19 protein-coding genes are annotated in these 16,848 nt (G+C 58.7%); 16 read left to right on the top strand and 3 right to left on the bottom strand.

Going from position 1 to position 16,848, the window contains the following annotated elements; all coding sequences use genetic code 11:
- The first annotated feature begins 252 nt into the window (after positions 1-252).
- From BM174_RS18525 to BM174_RS18480, 11 genes are all read left to right on the top strand, one after another.
- On the top strand, positions 253-606 hold the full coding sequence (locus BM174_RS18525) for an NADH-quinone oxidoreductase subunit A (protein ID WP_093925329.1): 354 nt from the start codon (positions 253-255) through the stop codon (positions 604-606).
- Between the two features lie 5 nt (positions 607-611).
- Positions 612-1,628, top strand: coding sequence for a hypothetical protein (locus tag BM174_RS18520; RefSeq protein WP_093925328.1), 1,017 nt, complete (start codon positions 612-614; stop codon positions 1,626-1,628).
- Complete coding sequence (locus BM174_RS18515; RefSeq protein ID WP_093925327.1) at positions 1,625-2,539, top strand: NADH-quinone oxidoreductase subunit H; 915 nt, start codon at positions 1,625-1,627, stop codon at positions 2,537-2,539. Before BM174_RS18520 ends, BM174_RS18515 begins: the two co-directional genes overlap by 4 nt.
- Positions 2,536-3,222, top strand: a complete 687-nt coding sequence (locus BM174_RS18510) for an NADH-quinone oxidoreductase subunit J family protein (RefSeq protein ID WP_093925326.1) — start codon at positions 2,536-2,538, stop codon at positions 3,220-3,222. The genes BM174_RS18515 and BM174_RS18510 overlap by 4 nt, the downstream gene beginning before the upstream one ends.
- Position 3,223: 1 nt before the next feature.
- Positions 3,224-3,529, top strand: coding sequence for an NADH-quinone oxidoreductase subunit NuoK (gene nuoK, locus BM174_RS18505; protein WP_093925325.1), 306 nt, complete (start codon positions 3,224-3,226; stop codon positions 3,527-3,529).
- Positions 3,526-5,442, top strand: a complete 1,917-nt coding sequence (locus BM174_RS18500; protein WP_245766448.1) for an NADH-quinone oxidoreductase subunit 5 family protein — start codon at positions 3,526-3,528, stop codon at positions 5,440-5,442. The genes nuoK and BM174_RS18500 overlap by 4 nt, the downstream gene beginning before the upstream one ends.
- 1 nt (position 5,443) lies before the next feature.
- Entirely contained in the window at positions 5,444-6,931 is a 1,488-nt protein-coding gene (locus BM174_RS18495) for a complex I subunit 4 family protein (RefSeq protein WP_093925324.1), read from the top strand.
- Between the two features lie 4 nt (positions 6,932-6,935).
- Complete coding sequence (locus tag BM174_RS18490) at positions 6,936-8,348, top strand: NADH-quinone oxidoreductase subunit N (RefSeq protein WP_093925323.1); 1,413 nt, start codon at positions 6,936-6,938, stop codon at positions 8,346-8,348.
- Between the two features lie 661 nt (positions 8,349-9,009).
- Positions 9,010-9,219 (top strand): hypothetical protein, encoded by a 210-nt coding sequence (locus BM174_RS18485; RefSeq protein WP_093925322.1) that lies wholly within the window; start codon positions 9,010-9,012, stop codon positions 9,217-9,219.
- A gap of 84 nt (positions 9,220-9,303) precedes the next feature.
- Positions 9,304-9,444 carry a hypothetical protein gene (locus tag BM174_RS21180; protein ID WP_177209528.1) on the top strand — a complete coding sequence of 47 codons (141 nt, stop codon included), beginning with the start codon at positions 9,304-9,306 and terminating at the stop codon, positions 9,442-9,444.
- Positions 9,445-9,557: 113 nt separating this feature from the next.
- Positions 9,558-9,722 (top strand): DUF3309 family protein, encoded by a 165-nt coding sequence (locus BM174_RS18480; protein WP_093925321.1) that lies wholly within the window; start codon positions 9,558-9,560, stop codon positions 9,720-9,722.
- Positions 9,723-9,745: 23 nt separating this feature from the next.
- Here the strand turns inward: BM174_RS18480 and BM174_RS18475 are convergent, their stop codons facing one another.
- Positions 9,746-10,474, bottom strand: a complete 729-nt coding sequence (locus BM174_RS18475; protein ID WP_093925320.1) for a Crp/Fnr family transcriptional regulator — start codon at positions 10,472-10,474, stop codon at positions 9,746-9,748.
- Positions 10,475-10,626: 152 nt separating this feature from the next.
- Between BM174_RS18475 and BM174_RS18470 the strand changes: the two genes are divergently transcribed.
- Together BM174_RS18470 and BM174_RS18465 are read left to right on the top strand one after the other, a co-directional pair.
- Entirely contained in the window at positions 10,627-10,863 is a 237-nt protein-coding gene (locus BM174_RS18470; protein ID WP_093925319.1) for a hypothetical protein, read from the top strand.
- Between the two features lie 155 nt (positions 10,864-11,018).
- Positions 11,019-11,537, top strand: coding sequence for a DUF1269 domain-containing protein (locus tag BM174_RS18465; protein WP_093925318.1), 519 nt, complete (start codon positions 11,019-11,021; stop codon positions 11,535-11,537).
- A gap of 402 nt (positions 11,538-11,939) precedes the next feature.
- Here BM174_RS18465 and BM174_RS18460 read toward each other — a convergent pair whose 3' ends face one another.
- Positions 11,940-13,151 (bottom strand): SAM-dependent methyltransferase, encoded by a 1,212-nt coding sequence (locus tag BM174_RS18460; protein WP_093925317.1) that lies wholly within the window; start codon positions 13,149-13,151, stop codon positions 11,940-11,942.
- Between the two features lie 20 nt (positions 13,152-13,171).
- Complete coding sequence (locus BM174_RS18455) at positions 13,172-13,951, bottom strand: PRC-barrel domain-containing protein (RefSeq protein WP_093925316.1); 780 nt, start codon at positions 13,949-13,951, stop codon at positions 13,172-13,174.
- A 480-nt stretch (positions 13,952-14,431) separates the two neighbouring features.
- On the opposite strand from BM174_RS18455, the gene BM174_RS18450 reads away from it, so the two are divergent.
- The 3 genes from BM174_RS18450 to BM174_RS18440 all read left to right on the top strand — a co-directional run bounded on the left by BM174_RS18450 (position 14,432) and on the right by BM174_RS18440 (position 16,632).
- Complete coding sequence (locus BM174_RS18450) at positions 14,432-14,590, top strand: DUF3309 family protein (protein ID WP_093925315.1); 159 nt, start codon at positions 14,432-14,434, stop codon at positions 14,588-14,590.
- Between the two features lie 302 nt (positions 14,591-14,892).
- Positions 14,893-15,840: a YihY/virulence factor BrkB family protein gene (locus tag BM174_RS18445; protein WP_093925314.1), complete on the top strand. Its 948-nt coding sequence runs from the start codon at positions 14,893-14,895 to the stop codon at positions 15,838-15,840.
- A 36-nt stretch (positions 15,841-15,876) separates the two neighbouring features.
- Positions 15,877-16,632, top strand: coding sequence for a DUF5765 domain-containing protein (locus BM174_RS18440; RefSeq protein WP_177209527.1), 756 nt, complete (start codon positions 15,877-15,879; stop codon positions 16,630-16,632).
- Positions 16,633-16,848: the final 216 nt, after the last annotated feature.

The raw sequence follows: 16,848 nt of genomic DNA, 5'->3' as shown, positions 1-16,848 counted from the left end.
CGAATTGGCCTATAGCGCACTTGGCTTGACCGGCCGGATGTTTCTGGCGATCCAAAGCTGTCCAATCGTCAGCGCGGTGCTGTCAGTTGGTGCCCTGTGGATTGCTTTATATCATTGCCGTCGTCACGTAGCCGGTTGGGCTGCGGGTCAAAATCGCGACATTCCTTTAGGGAGAGGTGCATTTACGTGCAACGCACTTTGCGCGCTTCTGCTGCCAACAGATGTATCTGCCAACAGACGGATCGCCGCCACATGACAACTCTCATCACCATCTTTCTGGTTCTCGGTCTGTCGGTTCTGTTCACGGCAGGGTTGCGGACTGCAAGCGGAACAGACCTTGCCGACCATATCACCAACCCGCAGCAACGTCCGGTGCTGGGTGGCAGCGACCCCAAAATGCACGCATGGCAACGATTTCACGTCCGCTATTACACGATGACGTTGGTGTTCGTCGCCTTCGAGATGGAGATGATGTTCATGTATCCTTGGGCCGTCGTCTTTGTCGAGGAAGGTCCCAAGGCATTGGCCGAGATGGGCATGTTTCTCACGATTTTGTCGGTCGGCATCCTCTACGGCTGGCGCGAGGGGATATTCCGGTGGGAATAACATGGATGGCCAAACTGGCCTCGCAAGCCCCAGTGCCGGTGTTCGTGGCGCAGGGTGACGACGCACCAGCCGAAACGGCGCGGCTTTGCCTAAACTCGACGCTGACCATCGTCGAGACCCCTCGTGCAGCGGCTATCTTGCTTGTTGCCGGAACGATCCCAGCATCGCTCATCCCAAACCTGCACCGTCTGCATGACCAGCTCCCCCATCCCCGAGCGACCGTTTTCTGGCAAGCCGAGCCGACCGACCTGCTGTCCGAGGCCGTGACAGTTAGGAACGATGATAATCTCGTCTCCGTCCTGACCGATACCCGGAGTAGCCTGCTGTCCGGCAGCCACGGCACCGAGGCGGACCTGCTGCCGGACGCGCCGCCGAACGAATGGCGCGGCGTTGGTTCACATGGGCAGGGCGGCAAGGGGATGATGGGCGGCACGCCTTACGGGCGGCCGATGGCGATGACCGCCGCCGACTTTCGAGACGGCCTAGAATTGGATGCCTATACCGCCGATTTCGGACCGTTCCTGCCGATGTTCCCGCCCGGCCTAGTGTTGACGCTGACCTTGCAGGGAGACGTGATTCAAAAGGTCTCAGTGGTGCATCTGCCCTTCGCGGGCGAGGGTAATGCTGGCGCGGCGCTGTTGCGTCTTTTGGGCCTGCCCGCGCTGGCCAAACGGCTACTTCGAGGTCCGTCTGACGACGCAGATTTCAAGCGGCTGATCCGACTGTCGGGCGTGCGCGCCGCGATCCCGCCCGGTCTGGGCTGCGCCCCTAACGGCTCGGACGTACGCGAGCGGTTTGAGCGGCTGACGACCGATCCGGGAAACCCAAGCAAAGTGCACGTAGACGGGGTCGGCCTTGGCGATCTGCTGATCGGGCTGGAATGGCATGAGGCGATGCTGGTGCTGAACAGTTTCGACGACGAGTCCTTGCGCGCCATCTGCGCCAATACCTCCTCACCTGAGCTGGAGGAGAAAAACGGCGATAGCATGGACCATGAGGGGCACGCAGGGCATATGTCATGACCTTCGCGCCCGCCCTGACCACGCTGATCTTGTTTCTGGCTATCGGGATATGGATCGCCGCCATTCTCGACGCTGTGTTTTATCGCCGTATCTCCGGACAGGGTGGCGTGTCGGTCCTGTCCCCGTTTTACGCAGCGGCTGCGCATCTGTCCCGCCAGCGCCTGACGACCGAGGCTCCAGACCGGCTGAACTGGTATCTGGCCATCGCGGGTTATCTGGCTATTGCCACCATCGGCCTTGCCGTCGTGCCTTTCGGCCCCGAGACCGCGGTGATTGGCATCAAGACGAGCGTGGTACTTTGGGGCGCTTGCGAGTCGCTGGTGGTGGTTTTGGTGTTTCTTCATGGCTGGTCGCCAAATTCGCCGCTCGCCCTGATCGGCGCCTATCGCTATGTCGCTATCGGTCTGCCGATCATGTTGCTCAGCATGTTTGTGTTGATCGCCGCAGCTCTGCCGGCCCGGTCGCTCGACTTGCGCGACATCGTGGCGTCTCAGGAAGGGTTGTGGAACATCATTCGCCAGCCGCTCGGCCTGCCGTTGTTCCTGCTGCTGGGCCTGTCTCTGACCCTGCGCGGACCGTTCGACTATGCCGATAGCGCCGATCTGGCGGGCGGCACCTCGGTTGAGGATTCGGGTGCCAACCGGGCGGGATGGCAGGTGGCGCGGCTAGCCATGCTGGTTGGATTTTCAGCCATCGCGGCGTCAACCTTTCTGGGAGGCTATCTGGGGCCGATCCTGCCAGGCATCGTTTGGCTGGCGATCAAGACGCTGATCTTGATGGCCGTGGTCATTGGTCTCTCGCACCTGCTCGCGCGAATGCCGGTGGCGCGGATGCTCGGGTTGATTTGGAAATTTCTGCTGCCGATCGCCTTTGTCGATCTGCTGCTGGCTGGACTGGTGGCGCTGGCATGACGGATATCGCCTTTTACGCCCTTTCGGCCCTCGCGATCTGGAGCGGCTGGCGCGTGTTCCGCGTCGACTCGATGATCCGGGCGACTTTTGCGCTCATGGTGTCGTTCATCTGTGTCGGCGGCATCGCGTTGCTGATGTCAGCCGATTACATCGGCATCGCCACCGTCTTTATGATGGCGGTCGAGATGATGGTGATGGGACTTTTCATGGTGATGTTCATGATGAACCCCGCAGGTCTGAATCCGATGCAGATGGTGCACCAGCACCGCTTTTCGATAGGGGCGGGGATCGCGGCATTCATCGGGCTGACAGTCGCGGTGCTGGCGACGAACCTGCCGAACAATCCCCTGCCCGCGGGGCGCGACACCCTGCATGATCTCGGGGTTGAACTGCTCGGTGGGTCGATGCTGATCTTTGAGACGGCGGGGGTGACGTTGCTGGCGACCATGGTCGGCGCAGTGGTCCTGTCGAGCCGTCCCGGGCGCTTTGGCGACTCCGACGCAGGCGCTGTGCCGCCGGGCCTGCAACCGGGCGGCCAGCCCGCAGGGCGCAAAGTGGAAAAGAGTGGAGGACATGGGGGGCATGGCGGCGACAGCAGTCATGACATGAACATGAAGGGTGCGCCTAAAAGCGATGACGCGCCACACAAGCGCCATGGCAAAATGCCCGAAGAGGAGTCTTGAGATGACGCTGACCGCTATCCTCGTCGTTGCGGCTGCCTTGTTCGGCATCGGACTATTCGGCGCATTATCGCAAAAATCCTTTGTCATGTTAATGATGGGGCTTGAGCTGATGCTGAACGGCACGCTACTTGCTGCCGTCGGTTTCTGGGCCTTCACGCTCGAAGGCGCACCAAAGGGGCAATTGCTGGCGATCCTCGTCATGGCGGTTATGGCAGTGGAACTGGCGATCGGTTTTGCGCTGGTCGTCGCGGTCTATCGCAAGCGGCAGGCCGATGTGGTTGAATCGCTTGGGACGCTGAAGCAATGACGCTCTGGCTGCTCCCTCTTTTGCCCTTTATTGCTGGAATCACCATCGCCACCATGGGTGACCGGTCGCGCGCCTGGCTGGGCACGCTTGCCATTGTGGTACTGGGTGCAACGCTCACTCTTGCGCTACTGGCCGCGGCGCAGGGCTGGAGCGCGACACTGATCTGGTCAGATACGATCCGGCTGTCAGCGGAATTCATGCCAATCTCGGCCGCCGTCGCTGTGATGGTGCCTGCCGTAGCACTTGCCGTTACCTTTCACGCCACCCAGCACGAGGAGACGCGCGGCTTAGGTCGGCTGACCGGACTGCTGATCGTGTTCACCGGTGCTATGGAACTGGTCGTCGTTGCCAACGATCTGCTAACCTTGCTGATTGGCTGGGAACTGATTGGGGCCTGTTCCTGGGCTTTGATCTCGCACAAGTGGCGAGAAATCGAAAATACGCACTCCGGCCTTTATGCCTTCCTGATGACGCGGTTCGGCGACCTAGGCCTTTTCGCCGCTGTCATGGCGCTGTTCGCAGCCACCGGATCGTTTGATTACGCGGGGATCGCGACGCTGCAAGGACCGCTGCAATGGATCGTCGCCTACGGTATTTTGCTGTCGGCGGCGTCCAAGGCCGGACAGGTGCCGTTCGCGCCCTGGCTGTTCCGCGCCATGGCTGGCCCCAGTTCGGTCTCGGCGCTGCTGCACGCGGCGACGCTGGTGGCGGCGGGCGCATATATCCTTGCGCGTTTACAGCCCTCGCTAACGCTCGCGCCCGGTTTCGGGGCCACGACCATCGCCATCGGACTGGCCACTGCGCTGGCCGGCGGCGTCATCGGCGTGTTGCAGAACCACGCCAAACGGCTACTCGCGGCCTCCACCTCGGCACAGCTTGGCTTCATGTTTGTGGCCGTGGGTGCGGGTTATCCGGGGGTCGCGGCGCTGCACCTGATCGTCCACGCAACGTTCAAGGCACCGCTGTTCCTGTCAGCGGGCCTGGCGGGCAGTGCAATAGGCAGTTACCGGCTGGATCAGATGCGGTTGGGTCAGGCGATGCCGTTTATTGCTGGGCTAGCTGCGCTCGCGACGGTTGGCCTGGCCGGGCTCCCCGTGACCGGCGGCGGCTGGAGCAAAGAAGAGGTCGTCAAGGCTGCGGAACACGCCGGGTTCTGGCTGGCGCTGGCGGTGATGATCGGTGGTGGGCTAAGTGCCGCCTACGCCACACGGTTCCAGCTTCTGGCCTTTGGCCGCTGCGACGAGGACAATTGCGACCGGGAGGTTTCTGTGCCCAGCTGGCCCGAAACCCTCGGTATCGCCATTTTGGCTGTGATGACTTTGGCGTTGACCATGCTGTGGTTCTCACCTGTCGCCGACGCTGCTGCTGCCACTTTGGGCAGTTTGCTGCCCAAAGGCACGGCGCTGGCATTCAGTTTGTCCCTGGCCTTTGTTGCCACCGGTGTTGCGGGCGGGGTGTATCTGGTGCGGCACTATCCGGCGCTCGGCGCGACCGGCGCTGCCGCCGCCGCGTCTGACTGGCTGGGCCTGCCGACGCTGATTACCGTTGCCGTGGTGCGCCCGGTCGATGCGCTGGCGCGCGCTGCAGCTTGGGCCGACGATCACGTCATCGACGCAGGACCCCGCGGCGTGGCTGTATTGGGCCGCCGGGGATCGACATTTATTGCCGCTGCCGACAACCAAGTTGTAGATCAAGGTATCCGCTGGACAGCCGTCTTCGGTGACTGGCTGGCGCGGGTCAGCGACCGTTTTGGCGAGGCAGTGTCTGACGGCATCCCCGAAGGCACCGCGCGTCTGACCGGGATGATCGGCCATGACCTGCGCCGCCTGCAGACCGGTTTCTCGCATCGCTACTACGCCTATATCATTGGCGGCGTCTTTGTCGTCGTCGCCATTCTCGCCGCAGGAGCATGACATGCTGACACTCGCCATCCTCATACCGATGCTGGGCGCCTTGGCGCTGATCATTCTGCCTAGCTTGAGTCAGAGCAACGCGCGAATTTTGGCGATAGGGGCCTCTACCCTGTCGTTCCTCATGCTGCTGATCGTTTGGGCAAGGTTTGACACTAGCGTGGACGCCCCCGCCTTTCAGGCGTTCGCTGAGGCCGCGTGGATCCCGTCGCTGGGGGTCGCCTGGCGTGTTGGAGTGGACGGTATGTCGCTAGCACTCTCGCTGATGAGTGGGGTCCTGTTTATTGCCTGTATCTCCTGGCCGATGGAAAACCCCGAACGCCCGCGCGCCTACTACGCATGGTTCCTGTTTTTGGAATCGGTCTCGCTCGGCCTTTTCCTCGTGCTCGATCTGCTGATCTTCTACGTTTTCTTCGACCTTAGCCTCGTCGGCATGTTCTTTCTAATCGGGCGTTGGGGCCATGGCGATGCCGAACGTGCGGCGCTCAAATTCTTCATCTACACGCTGGCCGGATCACTCGCGATCCTGCTGGCGATCATTGGGTTGGTGTTGTCAGTCGATCCTATCACCTTCGACATGCGGGCGCTGATCGCAGCGCAGCCACTGGCCGGGATGGACCTGCGCGGCGGGCTGATCTTGCTAGGTTTTCTGGTCGGTTTCGCCGTCAAGGCACCGCTGTTTCCAGTGCACACATGGCTGCCACCTGCGCATGTCATGGCACCGGGTCCGGTGTCGGCGATCCTTGCGGGCGTGCTGCTGAAGATGGGCACCTACGGCATTGTCCGCATCCCTTTCCAGATGATGCGTGAGACCTTCGCGGATTATGCCTTGCCGCTGGCTATCGTCGCCCTCGCCTCAATCCTCTGGGGTGCCATTGTGGCATTAGGGCAGACCAATCTGAAACGGCGCATCGCCTACACTTCTGTCAACCACATGGGCTACACAGTGATGGGAATTGCGGCAGCAGGCGCGCTGCTGACGGGGGCCGAAGGCGCGCGCGAAATGGCGCTGACGGGGGCGGTGGTCGAGATGGTCGCGCACGGCTTGATCACTGGTGCACTGTTCCTAATTGCCGGCGGGTTCTGGGCACGGAGCGAGACCTACGATCTTAACGCCTTCGGCGGATTGGCCAACGTCGCGCCGCGCCTAACCATGGCCGCTGTGATCGCAGCCTTTGCAAGCCTTGGGCTGCCGGGGCTCGCAGGTTTTGTGGCTGAGGTGCAAATCTTCGTCGGTACCTTCGCGGTCTTTCCCTGGATCGCCGCAATCGGCCTTCTGGGCATCCTCATTACCGCCGCACTATTTCTGCGGTTGCTACAACAGCTTTTTTTCGGCGACCTCCCAAAAGACCACGAAGGATTTCCCGATGTCAGCCTACGCGAGGGAACCGTGCTCGCCGCGCTGCTGGCGTTGGTGGTCCTAATTGGCATCTATCCCCGCTGGCTGCTCGATCTGATCGGCAGCGCCACTTCAGCCATCATAGGGGGCTAGCCAAGTGCCGATCGGCGACGTAGCCCCAGAAATCTCCATCATCGTCGCGGCGGTCCTTGCTCTGCTGTTCGCCGCGTTCGCACCGCGCCGGATGCAAGCCGGATCGGCGCTCATTGCTCTTGCGGGCATCGCCATCGCAGTCGCCCTGTTGCTTGCGCAACTGGGCGAAACCCGGTTTACATTTTCAGGCACTTGGGCGCTGGATGGAGCGAGCCTTTGGGCGCGGTTGATGATCCTGATTTCGACGGCCTTCTGTATCCTGCTGTCGCCCGGCTGGTTTCGGACTGACCCGCGCCACGGCGAATACTACACGATCCTGCTGCTAGGGGCGCTCGGTGCCATGGCGATGGCCGGGGCGGGCGATTTGCTGCAACTTGTGATTGCCGTGCTGCTATCGTCGGTCACTGGCTACACGCTCGCCGCATGGCACCGAGACTGGGCATTGTCGGTCGAGGCCGGCATGAAGTATTTCCTGATGGGGGCGCTGGCGAACGCGCTGCTGATCACCGGCGTCACTCTGATCCTGGGCCTGCTCAGCTCCAGCGAATATGCCGATATCGCCACCGCACTAAAGCTCGGTAACGGATTGTCGCCACTGCTGTTCGTGGGCTTTGCCCTCACAATCACCGGAGTCGCCTTTAAGCTAGGCGCGGTGCCAGCACATGCGTGGCTGCCCGACGTGGCTGAAGGCGCGCCGGTGCCCTCGGCTGCGTTCCTGACCGTGGTGCCCAAAATCGGCGCGGCAATTGCGCTGGCCCGACTGGTTCAACTCGTGCCACCTGAATTCCTAGGTCTGCGGCCACTTATCGCCGTGCTGGCGGTGGCGACGATGACGCTTGGAAACCTTGCGGCCCTTTGGCAGGACGATCTGCGCCGCCTGATCGGCTGGTCCTCGGTGGCGCAGGCCGGCTATCTGCTGATGGCGATCACGGTGCTAGGCCTCAGTCCCGATGCCCTGACCGCGCTGCTGGTCTTCGTGGCCAGCTACGCCATCGGCAACCTCACCGCCTTTGCCGTTGTCGCACATTTGCGTGGTCGTACTGCCTTGAACGACTATGACGGACTGGCAAAGCGGCGACCGGTCGCGGCAGCGGCGCTCGTGATCGCGTTCCTGTCGCTCGTTGGCATTCCACCCACGGTCGGTTTCTTGGGCAAGCTCACGCTGTTCATTGCGACAATCGACGGCGGTTACACTTGGCTGGCGGTGGTTGCCGCGGCCAATACAGTTGCGTCTCTATTTTACTATGCCCGGGTCATGGGGCGGGTCTATTTCGGCGTCCCACCAGAAAACGTCGCAGTGATGGGGCGGTTAAGTTGCTCTGCGATGTGGATTGCGGCGATTACAGTGATCGTCAGCTCCGTTCTGGTCGAAACTGCCATCGTAGCTTTCGGCCTGAGCCAACTGTTGCCAATCTAGATGCTCCAAACGACAAACACACGCCCCATAAGGCGAGTAACTGTGGGTCCTGTATTTGATCGTGACACCAGCCAAGACATGGCCCATCTGTCTCCAGCGTCGATTGGCCGGAAACTGCCTTACTTGGAATCCTGGCGTTGCTGGGTTCGAACGGATTGCCCCCTACTCAAACTTCAGAAATAATTTGGTATACGGCACCATATTCGGCACATGCGAAGCGCTAGGCGGGGCCGCACGGAAAACCATCAATCAAACGTCGGTAAAACTCCACCATGTTGTGAACTTCCATCAAAAAGAATCGAATTTCATGAACCCAGACCAACCTACGTCAGTGTGGGAGAACGAAGGCGGTGCAATACTCCCTATTGTTCCTTGGGCGTTTAACCAGTCTGGATGAACATGAAACACGCGAGACAGAATGTCCCCCTCGTCCCCCCCTATCGCGCGTGTTTCATATCTCCGGACCGTCCGCGAAAAGACACCTCAATGACACGCAAAGCCAACAAGCCACTTGATGCCGCAAAGCAGACGCTCAAGTAACACTGCTCGCATGAGTTAACGGCGTGGTTGCCGGGCGACACTTGCTTGGCGACCGCGTTCAATTGAGAGAGCCGACGCCTCGTAGGGCTTATCGGTTCCTCCCTTACCTAAGGATACTTCAATGTACGTGAAAGCCATTATTCTCCTGCCGGTCTTGTTTGGTCTTGGCGGATGTCTCGGAAACGATACCGAACGCGGCCTTGCCGGTGCTGCGGGCGGCGCTGTGATTTCCGGAGCGACCGGCGGAAGCCCGGTTACAGGCGCTGTTATAGGCGGCGCTGCAGGTTACTTTTGCAGAGACCTGAACGTGCCCGGTTGCCGGAACGAATAGAGGGTTAGAACCCGTTGGTGCGAGCGGTTGATCCAATTTCCCTCGGACACCGACAGACACCGGTAAACTGCAGGGAATACGGTAATGAGTCGTAACTTCTTGTTCGTCTTGATTGGGGCGCTTATCGTTTGCGCCATCGGGATCAGCTATCTGTATTATCAGGAACACCAAAGCGGTGTCGACATCCAGATCGACGAAAAGGGTATTATGATCGACGGGAACTGATCAAACCAGTGCTGGCGAAACCTCGCAACGCTGATCGAAATTGAAACGCGCAGCACAACTTAACATCTGGGCCAATGAGTGCTCCGGTCGCGCACAACAGCAAAGGAAACGCTATGTCACTTGGTACGATCCTGATCATTCTGCTCGTCATTTTCCTGCTTGGCGGTTTCAGCGGACGCTTTGGCGGGTATGGCTACGGCTACGGTCATGCGGGGACCGGTGTGCTTGGCACAGTCCTCATTATCGTGGTCATCCTGATGCTACTTGGCCGAATCTAATGCTCCGCATATGCGCGGCGACATCATGCCAGCAACGGTCCAACCTGATCCAGATACGTCCGCTCGAATTTTGCATATTCGGCCAGACGATCATAGTCATCGAACGTAACGAAGCCATCGCGAAACGTCACCATTCCAGCTTCGCGCAGCGTTCGCAGGACCCGATTGACGTGTACAGAGCTGAGCCCCAGTGCATCTGCCAACAGATACTGGGTCAAAGGGCAGGCGTAGCCCGTCTTGCTGCCCAATCCGACGAGGGTAAGCCGCGCACCAAGCTCTAACAAGAAATGCGCCACACGTACGTCCGCCTCGCGACGCCCGATATTGATCAAATGCTCGACAACCATTGCCTCATCACGTGACGCAGCCCAAAGAACAGCAGTGGCCAGCCGCGGCGTGTCCGAAAACGTCTTCATAAGGTCCGACACATGCACTTCTGTCACTTCAATGTCAGTGACCGGCTCAACGCTGTGATCCGACAGGTGCAACACGACCCTGCGCAACCCAAGGAAATCGCCCGGGATCTGGAAATCGACAATCTGCCGCTGACCATCCTCCAGAAGCTTGTAAGAACAGGCCCAGCCAGAAATGAGGATGTACGCAGCCTGATCCGATTGCCCTTGATGCACCAGATCGCGCCCGGCGACAAAGGTGCGGCGACGTTTGTGCAGGCCTTCCAGTACGGACAGTTCAGCCTCTGACAAGGCGACGAAAGCGCCCAGTTTGCGCGCGAGTGGCGTATTCTTCATCATGGGCCCCTTTCCACAAATCGTGTTGGTCACTTATCCGAGCGAAACCGACCGGACTGATGTCGATCAGCTCAAAGGGACCGGATCTTTGACAGACTGTATTTACCGCCGCACACGCTTCCTGCGCGCGCGCAATAACCATGAGAGGCAACAGTATGTCTAACCATAGCACGACTTCTGGTGTGGCCGCCTTATCAATCTGCGAAGCGCTGCTTCTTGCGCTGAACGATGCAAAGGTCCTGCCAGAAAACGAGATCATGGGCGTCCTCAAAGATGCCGCCACCGCAAATGAAAATGCAGGGGGTTCTGACATTGAGATCAAAAACCATAAGGCAGTCGCCGCACTGATCAACCGGATCATCACAGGTGGAAATTCTGTCCGTAGACCCTGATTGAGGCGTTTTACCATTTGCGACAGTTTGGCAGCCAAAGCGGATTGGCGCCGTCATAGCACAGACCCTGACCACAGCCGCACTGACCCAACAATCACGCATCTTCAGCCACAGTTAGAACCTGAAATGCTGGCAAATCCACAAAGGAATATCGAATGTCTGAACTCATCGTCGTTGCCTATGACACACCCGCCAATGCGGAGGCCGCACGTTATGAACTCTTCGGAATGGCAAAAGAATATCTTGTGGAGATTGCGGATGCCGTTATCGCGACAGCGGACAACGACCGGAACATCAAGCTGGACCAGATGGTCAATATGTGGACCGTAGGTGCCACCGGTGGTGCGTTTTGGGGCCTTCTAGCCGGTCTTATCTTTTTCAATCCCTTGTTGGGCTTGGCCGTTGGGGCTGGTGCAGGTGCCATTTCAGGCGGTCTTTCTGATTACGGTATTGACGACGACTTCATGAAGGACGTTTCAGGTGCTCTGCAACCGGGTCAGGCCGCGCTGTTCATGATGATGCGGACCGAAGCCTCGGACCGCGTCATTGAGCGCCTGAGCAAGAAAGGCGGACGCATTCTGCGCACGAACCTCGATTCGGATGCCGAAAACCATCTTCGCAACCACTTCGACACCAAACACGCCGAGATGTCCGAGAAACTCTCAAGGGAATAATGCGCAAACAAGGCGGGCACCAGTTTTGTCAAATGAACTACCCACGCTTTGATCGAAAGCTCAATGGCATGACTTTTCGATCAAACCACAAAACGACGATCAGCTGGCTCGCGTATGCTTCTTGTCGCGTCCTTGTTCGTGCTTCTGGCGACCTTCGCCTTGCATGTCAGTTGACGGCATGTGCCCGATCCGACACGTACGCGCTTAATTTTCGCCTAGAACCGCTTAATGTGGTCTTATGTTGATTTATTTGCCGCAGCCTTTGCGCTGCAACCTAGTCTCGAGATGCACATATTTTGCACATAGGCGCCCGTTGTCATCATTAAAACTATGGCGAAACTGTCCACTCATCCACGGGGAGCTTCTCTTGTCGAACCGGACATTCACCGTCTCCGCCGGGATTCAGGCGGCGGGCCTTGTGATGGTGATCTGGGTCACGTCGCAGTGGCCGCCCTCGAACGCCCCGGCGCAAGAGGTGAGGTACAGATTCCACATCCGCCGGAATCGGTCATCGAAGCCCAGCCGCGAGATTTCCTCCCAGTGCTCGTTGAAGCTGTCATGCCAACGCCGCAGTGTCTGGCTGTAGCTGTCGCCGAACTCGATCGAACCGCTGACCTGCAACCCGGCACGGCGCACTTCGTCGCGCAGCGCGTTGGGCGACGGCAACATCCCGCCGGGAAAGATGTGTTTCTGGATGAAATCCACGCCCTTGCGGTAGGTCTCAAAGCGCTCGTCCTGCACTGTGATGATCTGCAAGGTGGCGTTGCTGCCCGGTTTCAAGCGGTCGCGAACGACCTGAAAGTAGGTCGGCCAGTATTTCTCGCCGACTGCCTCGAACATCTCGATGCTGGCGATGCCATCGTAAACCCCGCGTTCATCGCGATAGTCCTGCATCCTGATTTCGACGCGATCCTGCAACCTCTTGGCCCGGATCCTTTCCACCGCGTAGTCGTGCTGCTCTTGCGAGATCGTCAGTCCGGTCACGTGCAATCCACGCTCCGCCGCGGCATATTCCGCGAAACCGCCCCAGCCGCAGCCGATTTCCAGCACATGATCGCCAGGCTGCACGCCCATCTGGTCCACCATGCTTTCGTATTTTTGATGCTGTGCCTGTTCCAACGGCTCCTGCCCGCCTCGAAAGAGGGCTGCCGAATAGGTCATCGTCTCATCCAGCCAAAGCCGGTAGAAATCGTTGCCGAGGTCGTAATGCGCAGCGATGTTCTTACGTGCTTGCCGCTTTGAGTTCCCACGCAGCCTGTGCCGCAGGTTCTCGAAGGCGCGCACCAGCGCCATGCCGGAAAAGCCATCGTAAAGCGCGTCGTTGCTGACACGCAGGAGGTCCATGAATGCCTGCAGGTTCGGCGTGGCCCACCAGCCATCCATGTAAGCCTCGGAAAAGCCCAGATCGCCCTCGCGGATCAGGCGCGCGAACAGATCGGGGTTGCGCACCTCGATCATTGCCACCGGACCCGGGTGGCGGCCTTCGGCGCTAAAGACGCGACCATCGCTCAGCACGAAATCGAGCCGCCCGTTCTCCAGTGACTGCGCCACGTTGAACACCTGCGCGAAGTAGCGCGGCAAGTCGGTCTGGTTTTTTACACAGGTCAGCATCATGATCCCATCCCGCAGTCCATTTAACTTGCGGCCCCATGCTTGGCGTCAGGGATGTAGTGACGGGCCATCCGCACCTCGAACGCCGCGTCCACAGGAACGGAAGGGTCATAGGTTGGGCTGTCCATGACAGTTTTCCGATCAACATCCAGATTGACCAAACTCTCTGCCCATGACACGTCCTTGGCAGAGCGTGGCGAAATCAGGACGTGTTTGCCCGGCCACCAGTTCTTTGTATCCACGGTCAGGAAATGAATCGTCCAGTCTGTATCGTCGATCAGAAAACCATCGACATGACCGATGGTGCCATCGGTGGCCTGCAGATTATAGCCGGTCACGGCATCGATGCTGCGAAGATGGGGTTCATCGCCCTGATGCCGCCTGGCGTCAAGCGCGTCCTGACGCCGTCGTGAATCAGCGTAATGCGTCTCTGACATGCCCGCCGTCCAGCCGCCATAGCCGCCCATGTAGAAGCCGTTTCCCCAATAGGGACTCAAGTTGTAGTAGCTATACATGCGTTCTTCGTGCTGCCGCGACATAGGTTTATGCGTGTCGATGGCCGGGCTGTCCTTGACCGATGCCATTGTCAGGCGGACCGGAAAACTGCGGGCGGACGTATCCGGGTGACCCAGAACCGAAACCGGCAGCAGCACCTTGCGCCCAGACAGCCAAGTGCCTGTGTCGACGACGATCCAGCGGAGTGTCCAGCTTTCGTCATCGAACAGGAAATCCGTCACGGTGCCGATGCTGCCGTCGGTCGCGGTGATCTTGAAAATCTTGAGAGTCGAAGCCTCTATTAACATTGGGTGTTTTCCTTTTTTCTGACCAAGTTTGGCGCGCCTACGGCCGCAGCCGGTTTTGCGTCGTAGTGTTCGCCGCGTAAGGCGGGTTCGGAACCTGCACACAGCAAACATTTCTTCGGTAGCCGTATGTCGTGGCCTTGCGATCAAGACCGATGTCTCAGGCACATAATCGCGTGCTGCGGTGCGCCGCGCACTGATCCGTGTCAGTTCGCCCGGAGTTGCGATGGCTTATGCTTGGCTGTGTCGGTGGCCTTGGACCACTACCCTAGCAGATAGGAATGCAATGAACCGAATCGTGTATATCGTCGGCCTCGTGGTCATCGTCTTGGTCATTCTGGGCTTTTTTGGCCTGCGCTGAGCGCACAGACGCGGCAAAGCATCCCCAACTGATTAACTTGGGATGGCTCCACGGATCCGATTCCCATCGCGGTTACAGGTGCTTCATCCTTCATCTATCGGCCAAAAAGAGAGATATGTCCCATGAGTACAATTCTGATTATCATTGTCCTTCTGTTGCTGTTCGGCGGCGGCGGCGGTTACTACAGTTACAACCGCTATGGCACGCGGGGTCTTGGTGGTGTCCTCGGCTCAGTGATCGTCATCCTGATTCTCCTCTGGTTATTGGGTGTGCTCGCTTAATGCGCCCAAGATTGGCTGCGGCGACCGTTTGATTGATCGGACAATGTCGGACTAATGGGATCCCAATCAGTTTGGCTAGATTTATCGTTGCTGGTGACCTGATCTGGATCAGTACACGGATTGAACGAGCGACTTACCGTCCGGGGCAGAATGGCGGCATTTGGAATGCTTCCCCCTCGGAGGACCCAAGTTTCCCAGTGCCTCGCTCACTCAACAGCAAAAGCAACGGAAGACGAAAGCGTGACGATCCTGTGTGGGGATCGTGCCCGGCTACGATATTTTTTCTGAATTGAGGACCGCCCTTGACACATGGTGCCGATGCTGCAACTCCGGCAAAAATACCGTTTTCTGGCTGGAAGGACGTGGTCTTTCGCGTCAAGGACCAAGTCGCAAAGGACCGCGTGGGCCTGCTTGCCGCCGGAGTGGCATTTTATGGTCTGCTGGCCCTTTTTCCGGCCATCACCGCCGTCATTGCCATTAGCGGCCTATTGATCGAGCCGAGCCGGATCGTCGCACAACTCAACGGTTTTTCGGGGCTGATGCCGGAAGAAGTGATCACCATCATAACCAAGCAGGCCACATCTGTCGCCGGTTCGCGCCAGGGCGGGCTGGGGTTTACCGCCATCCTTGGCCTGCTGATTGCCTTCTACTCGGCGTCCAAGGGCACTGCGAGCCTGATACAAGGGCTCAATGTCGCCTATGACGAAGAAGAAACACGCGGGTTCATCGAGCGGGTGCTGGTGACTTTCGCTCTGACACTGATGCTGATCGCCGGGCTGATCTGCGGGCTTACCGCGACCTTGGCTGTGCCGGTCATTCTGGCTTTCGTGGATATGGGATCGGCCGTCGCGATGCTAGTCAACGCCGCCCTTTGGCTCGGGTTGATCTCGTTGACGATTGTCGGGCTATCCGTTCTCTATCGTTTTGCACCTTCGCGCGACACACCGGAGTGGCAATGGACGTCGGTCGGCGCGGTTGTGGGATGCCTTGTCTGGATCGCGGCATCGGCCAGTTTTGCGTTCTTTGTTAGCAAATTCAGTTACTATAACCAGAGCTTCGGCGCCTTGGCCGGCGTCGTCGTTCTGCTGATGTGGTTCTGGATTTCAGCCTATATTATCCTCATGGGCGCGGAATTGAACGCCGAGCTTGAGGCGCAGGCCCGTGCCGGCACGGCCGTCGGGATTGACGACGAGACTGGTCCGCGTGGCACCGCAAAAGCCGACAAGCCGAGTGCGCTCGCAGACACATGACACTCCAATCAATTTTCATATCAAGAGAGAGATTTTATGTGCTGGAGTGGTGAAGCGTCGGCCGTACTGGCCGTTGTAGGTATAGGGACAACTGCTTACGCAGCTTACAAGAAAGAACCGGCACCCTTGTGGATGGCCTTGGGCTATTTCTCGTCAATGGAGCTTTTGCAGGCGTTCACATACTCGGTCATTGATGAATGCGCCCTGCCCTCAAATCAGATCGCCACCCTGCTGAGCTATCTGCACATCGTGTTCCAGCCCTTCTTCATCAACATGATTTCCATGTATTTTATCCCAAGCCACGTGCGTGAGAAAATTCAGTGGCCGGTTTATGCAGTCTGTTTTGTTTCGGCCATAATCATGCTTCTACAGCTTTATCCGTTCGAATGGGCAGGGTCGTGTCCACTGGGAGAGGTCATGTGCGCAGAGCGACTGTGTTCCGTGTCCGGAGACTGGCATATCGCCTGGGAAGTGCCGGCAAACGGTATGCTGAACTTCATAACAGTCGATACATGGGCATCCTTCCTTACCGCATACCCCAGTTATTTCGTCGCGGCATTTTTGATGCCCCTTCTCTATGGGTCTTGGCGGCTTACGGTGTACCACTTCCTAATCGGCCCACGATTGGCCATGCTCCTGACCAGCAACCCCAATGAAGTGGCCGCAATCTGGTGCCTGCTATCCATAGGCATCCTGCTGCTTGTCGTCAAAACACCGATAAGACAGTTCATGTTTGTGAAATCCTGGTGGTTGTGGCCGAAACAAATCGTCCGAAAGCGAAGCGACGTATGATCAGCTCTTTTTTGCCCGGAAGGGCATAGGCTGCACGGCGGCGCCTTGCAGGTGCTAGGCACCGAGCGAAACTGCCTCAAAATTATGACCGCACGGACTAACCTGCGTCTGTGCGCACGGACTGGGAACCCATCAAGCTCCAACATGATCGTCAGGACACTTCGCGTGGGCGTTGTTGCACGGAGGGTAAATTGGCTGGAACGCGCCCTACCCGAG

Source organism: Sulfitobacter brevis (assembly GCF_900112755.1).
Taxonomy (GTDB): domain Bacteria; phylum Pseudomonadota; class Alphaproteobacteria; order Rhodobacterales; family Rhodobacteraceae; genus Sulfitobacter; species Sulfitobacter brevis.
This window is presented reverse-complemented; position numbering and strand designations above follow the sequence as displayed.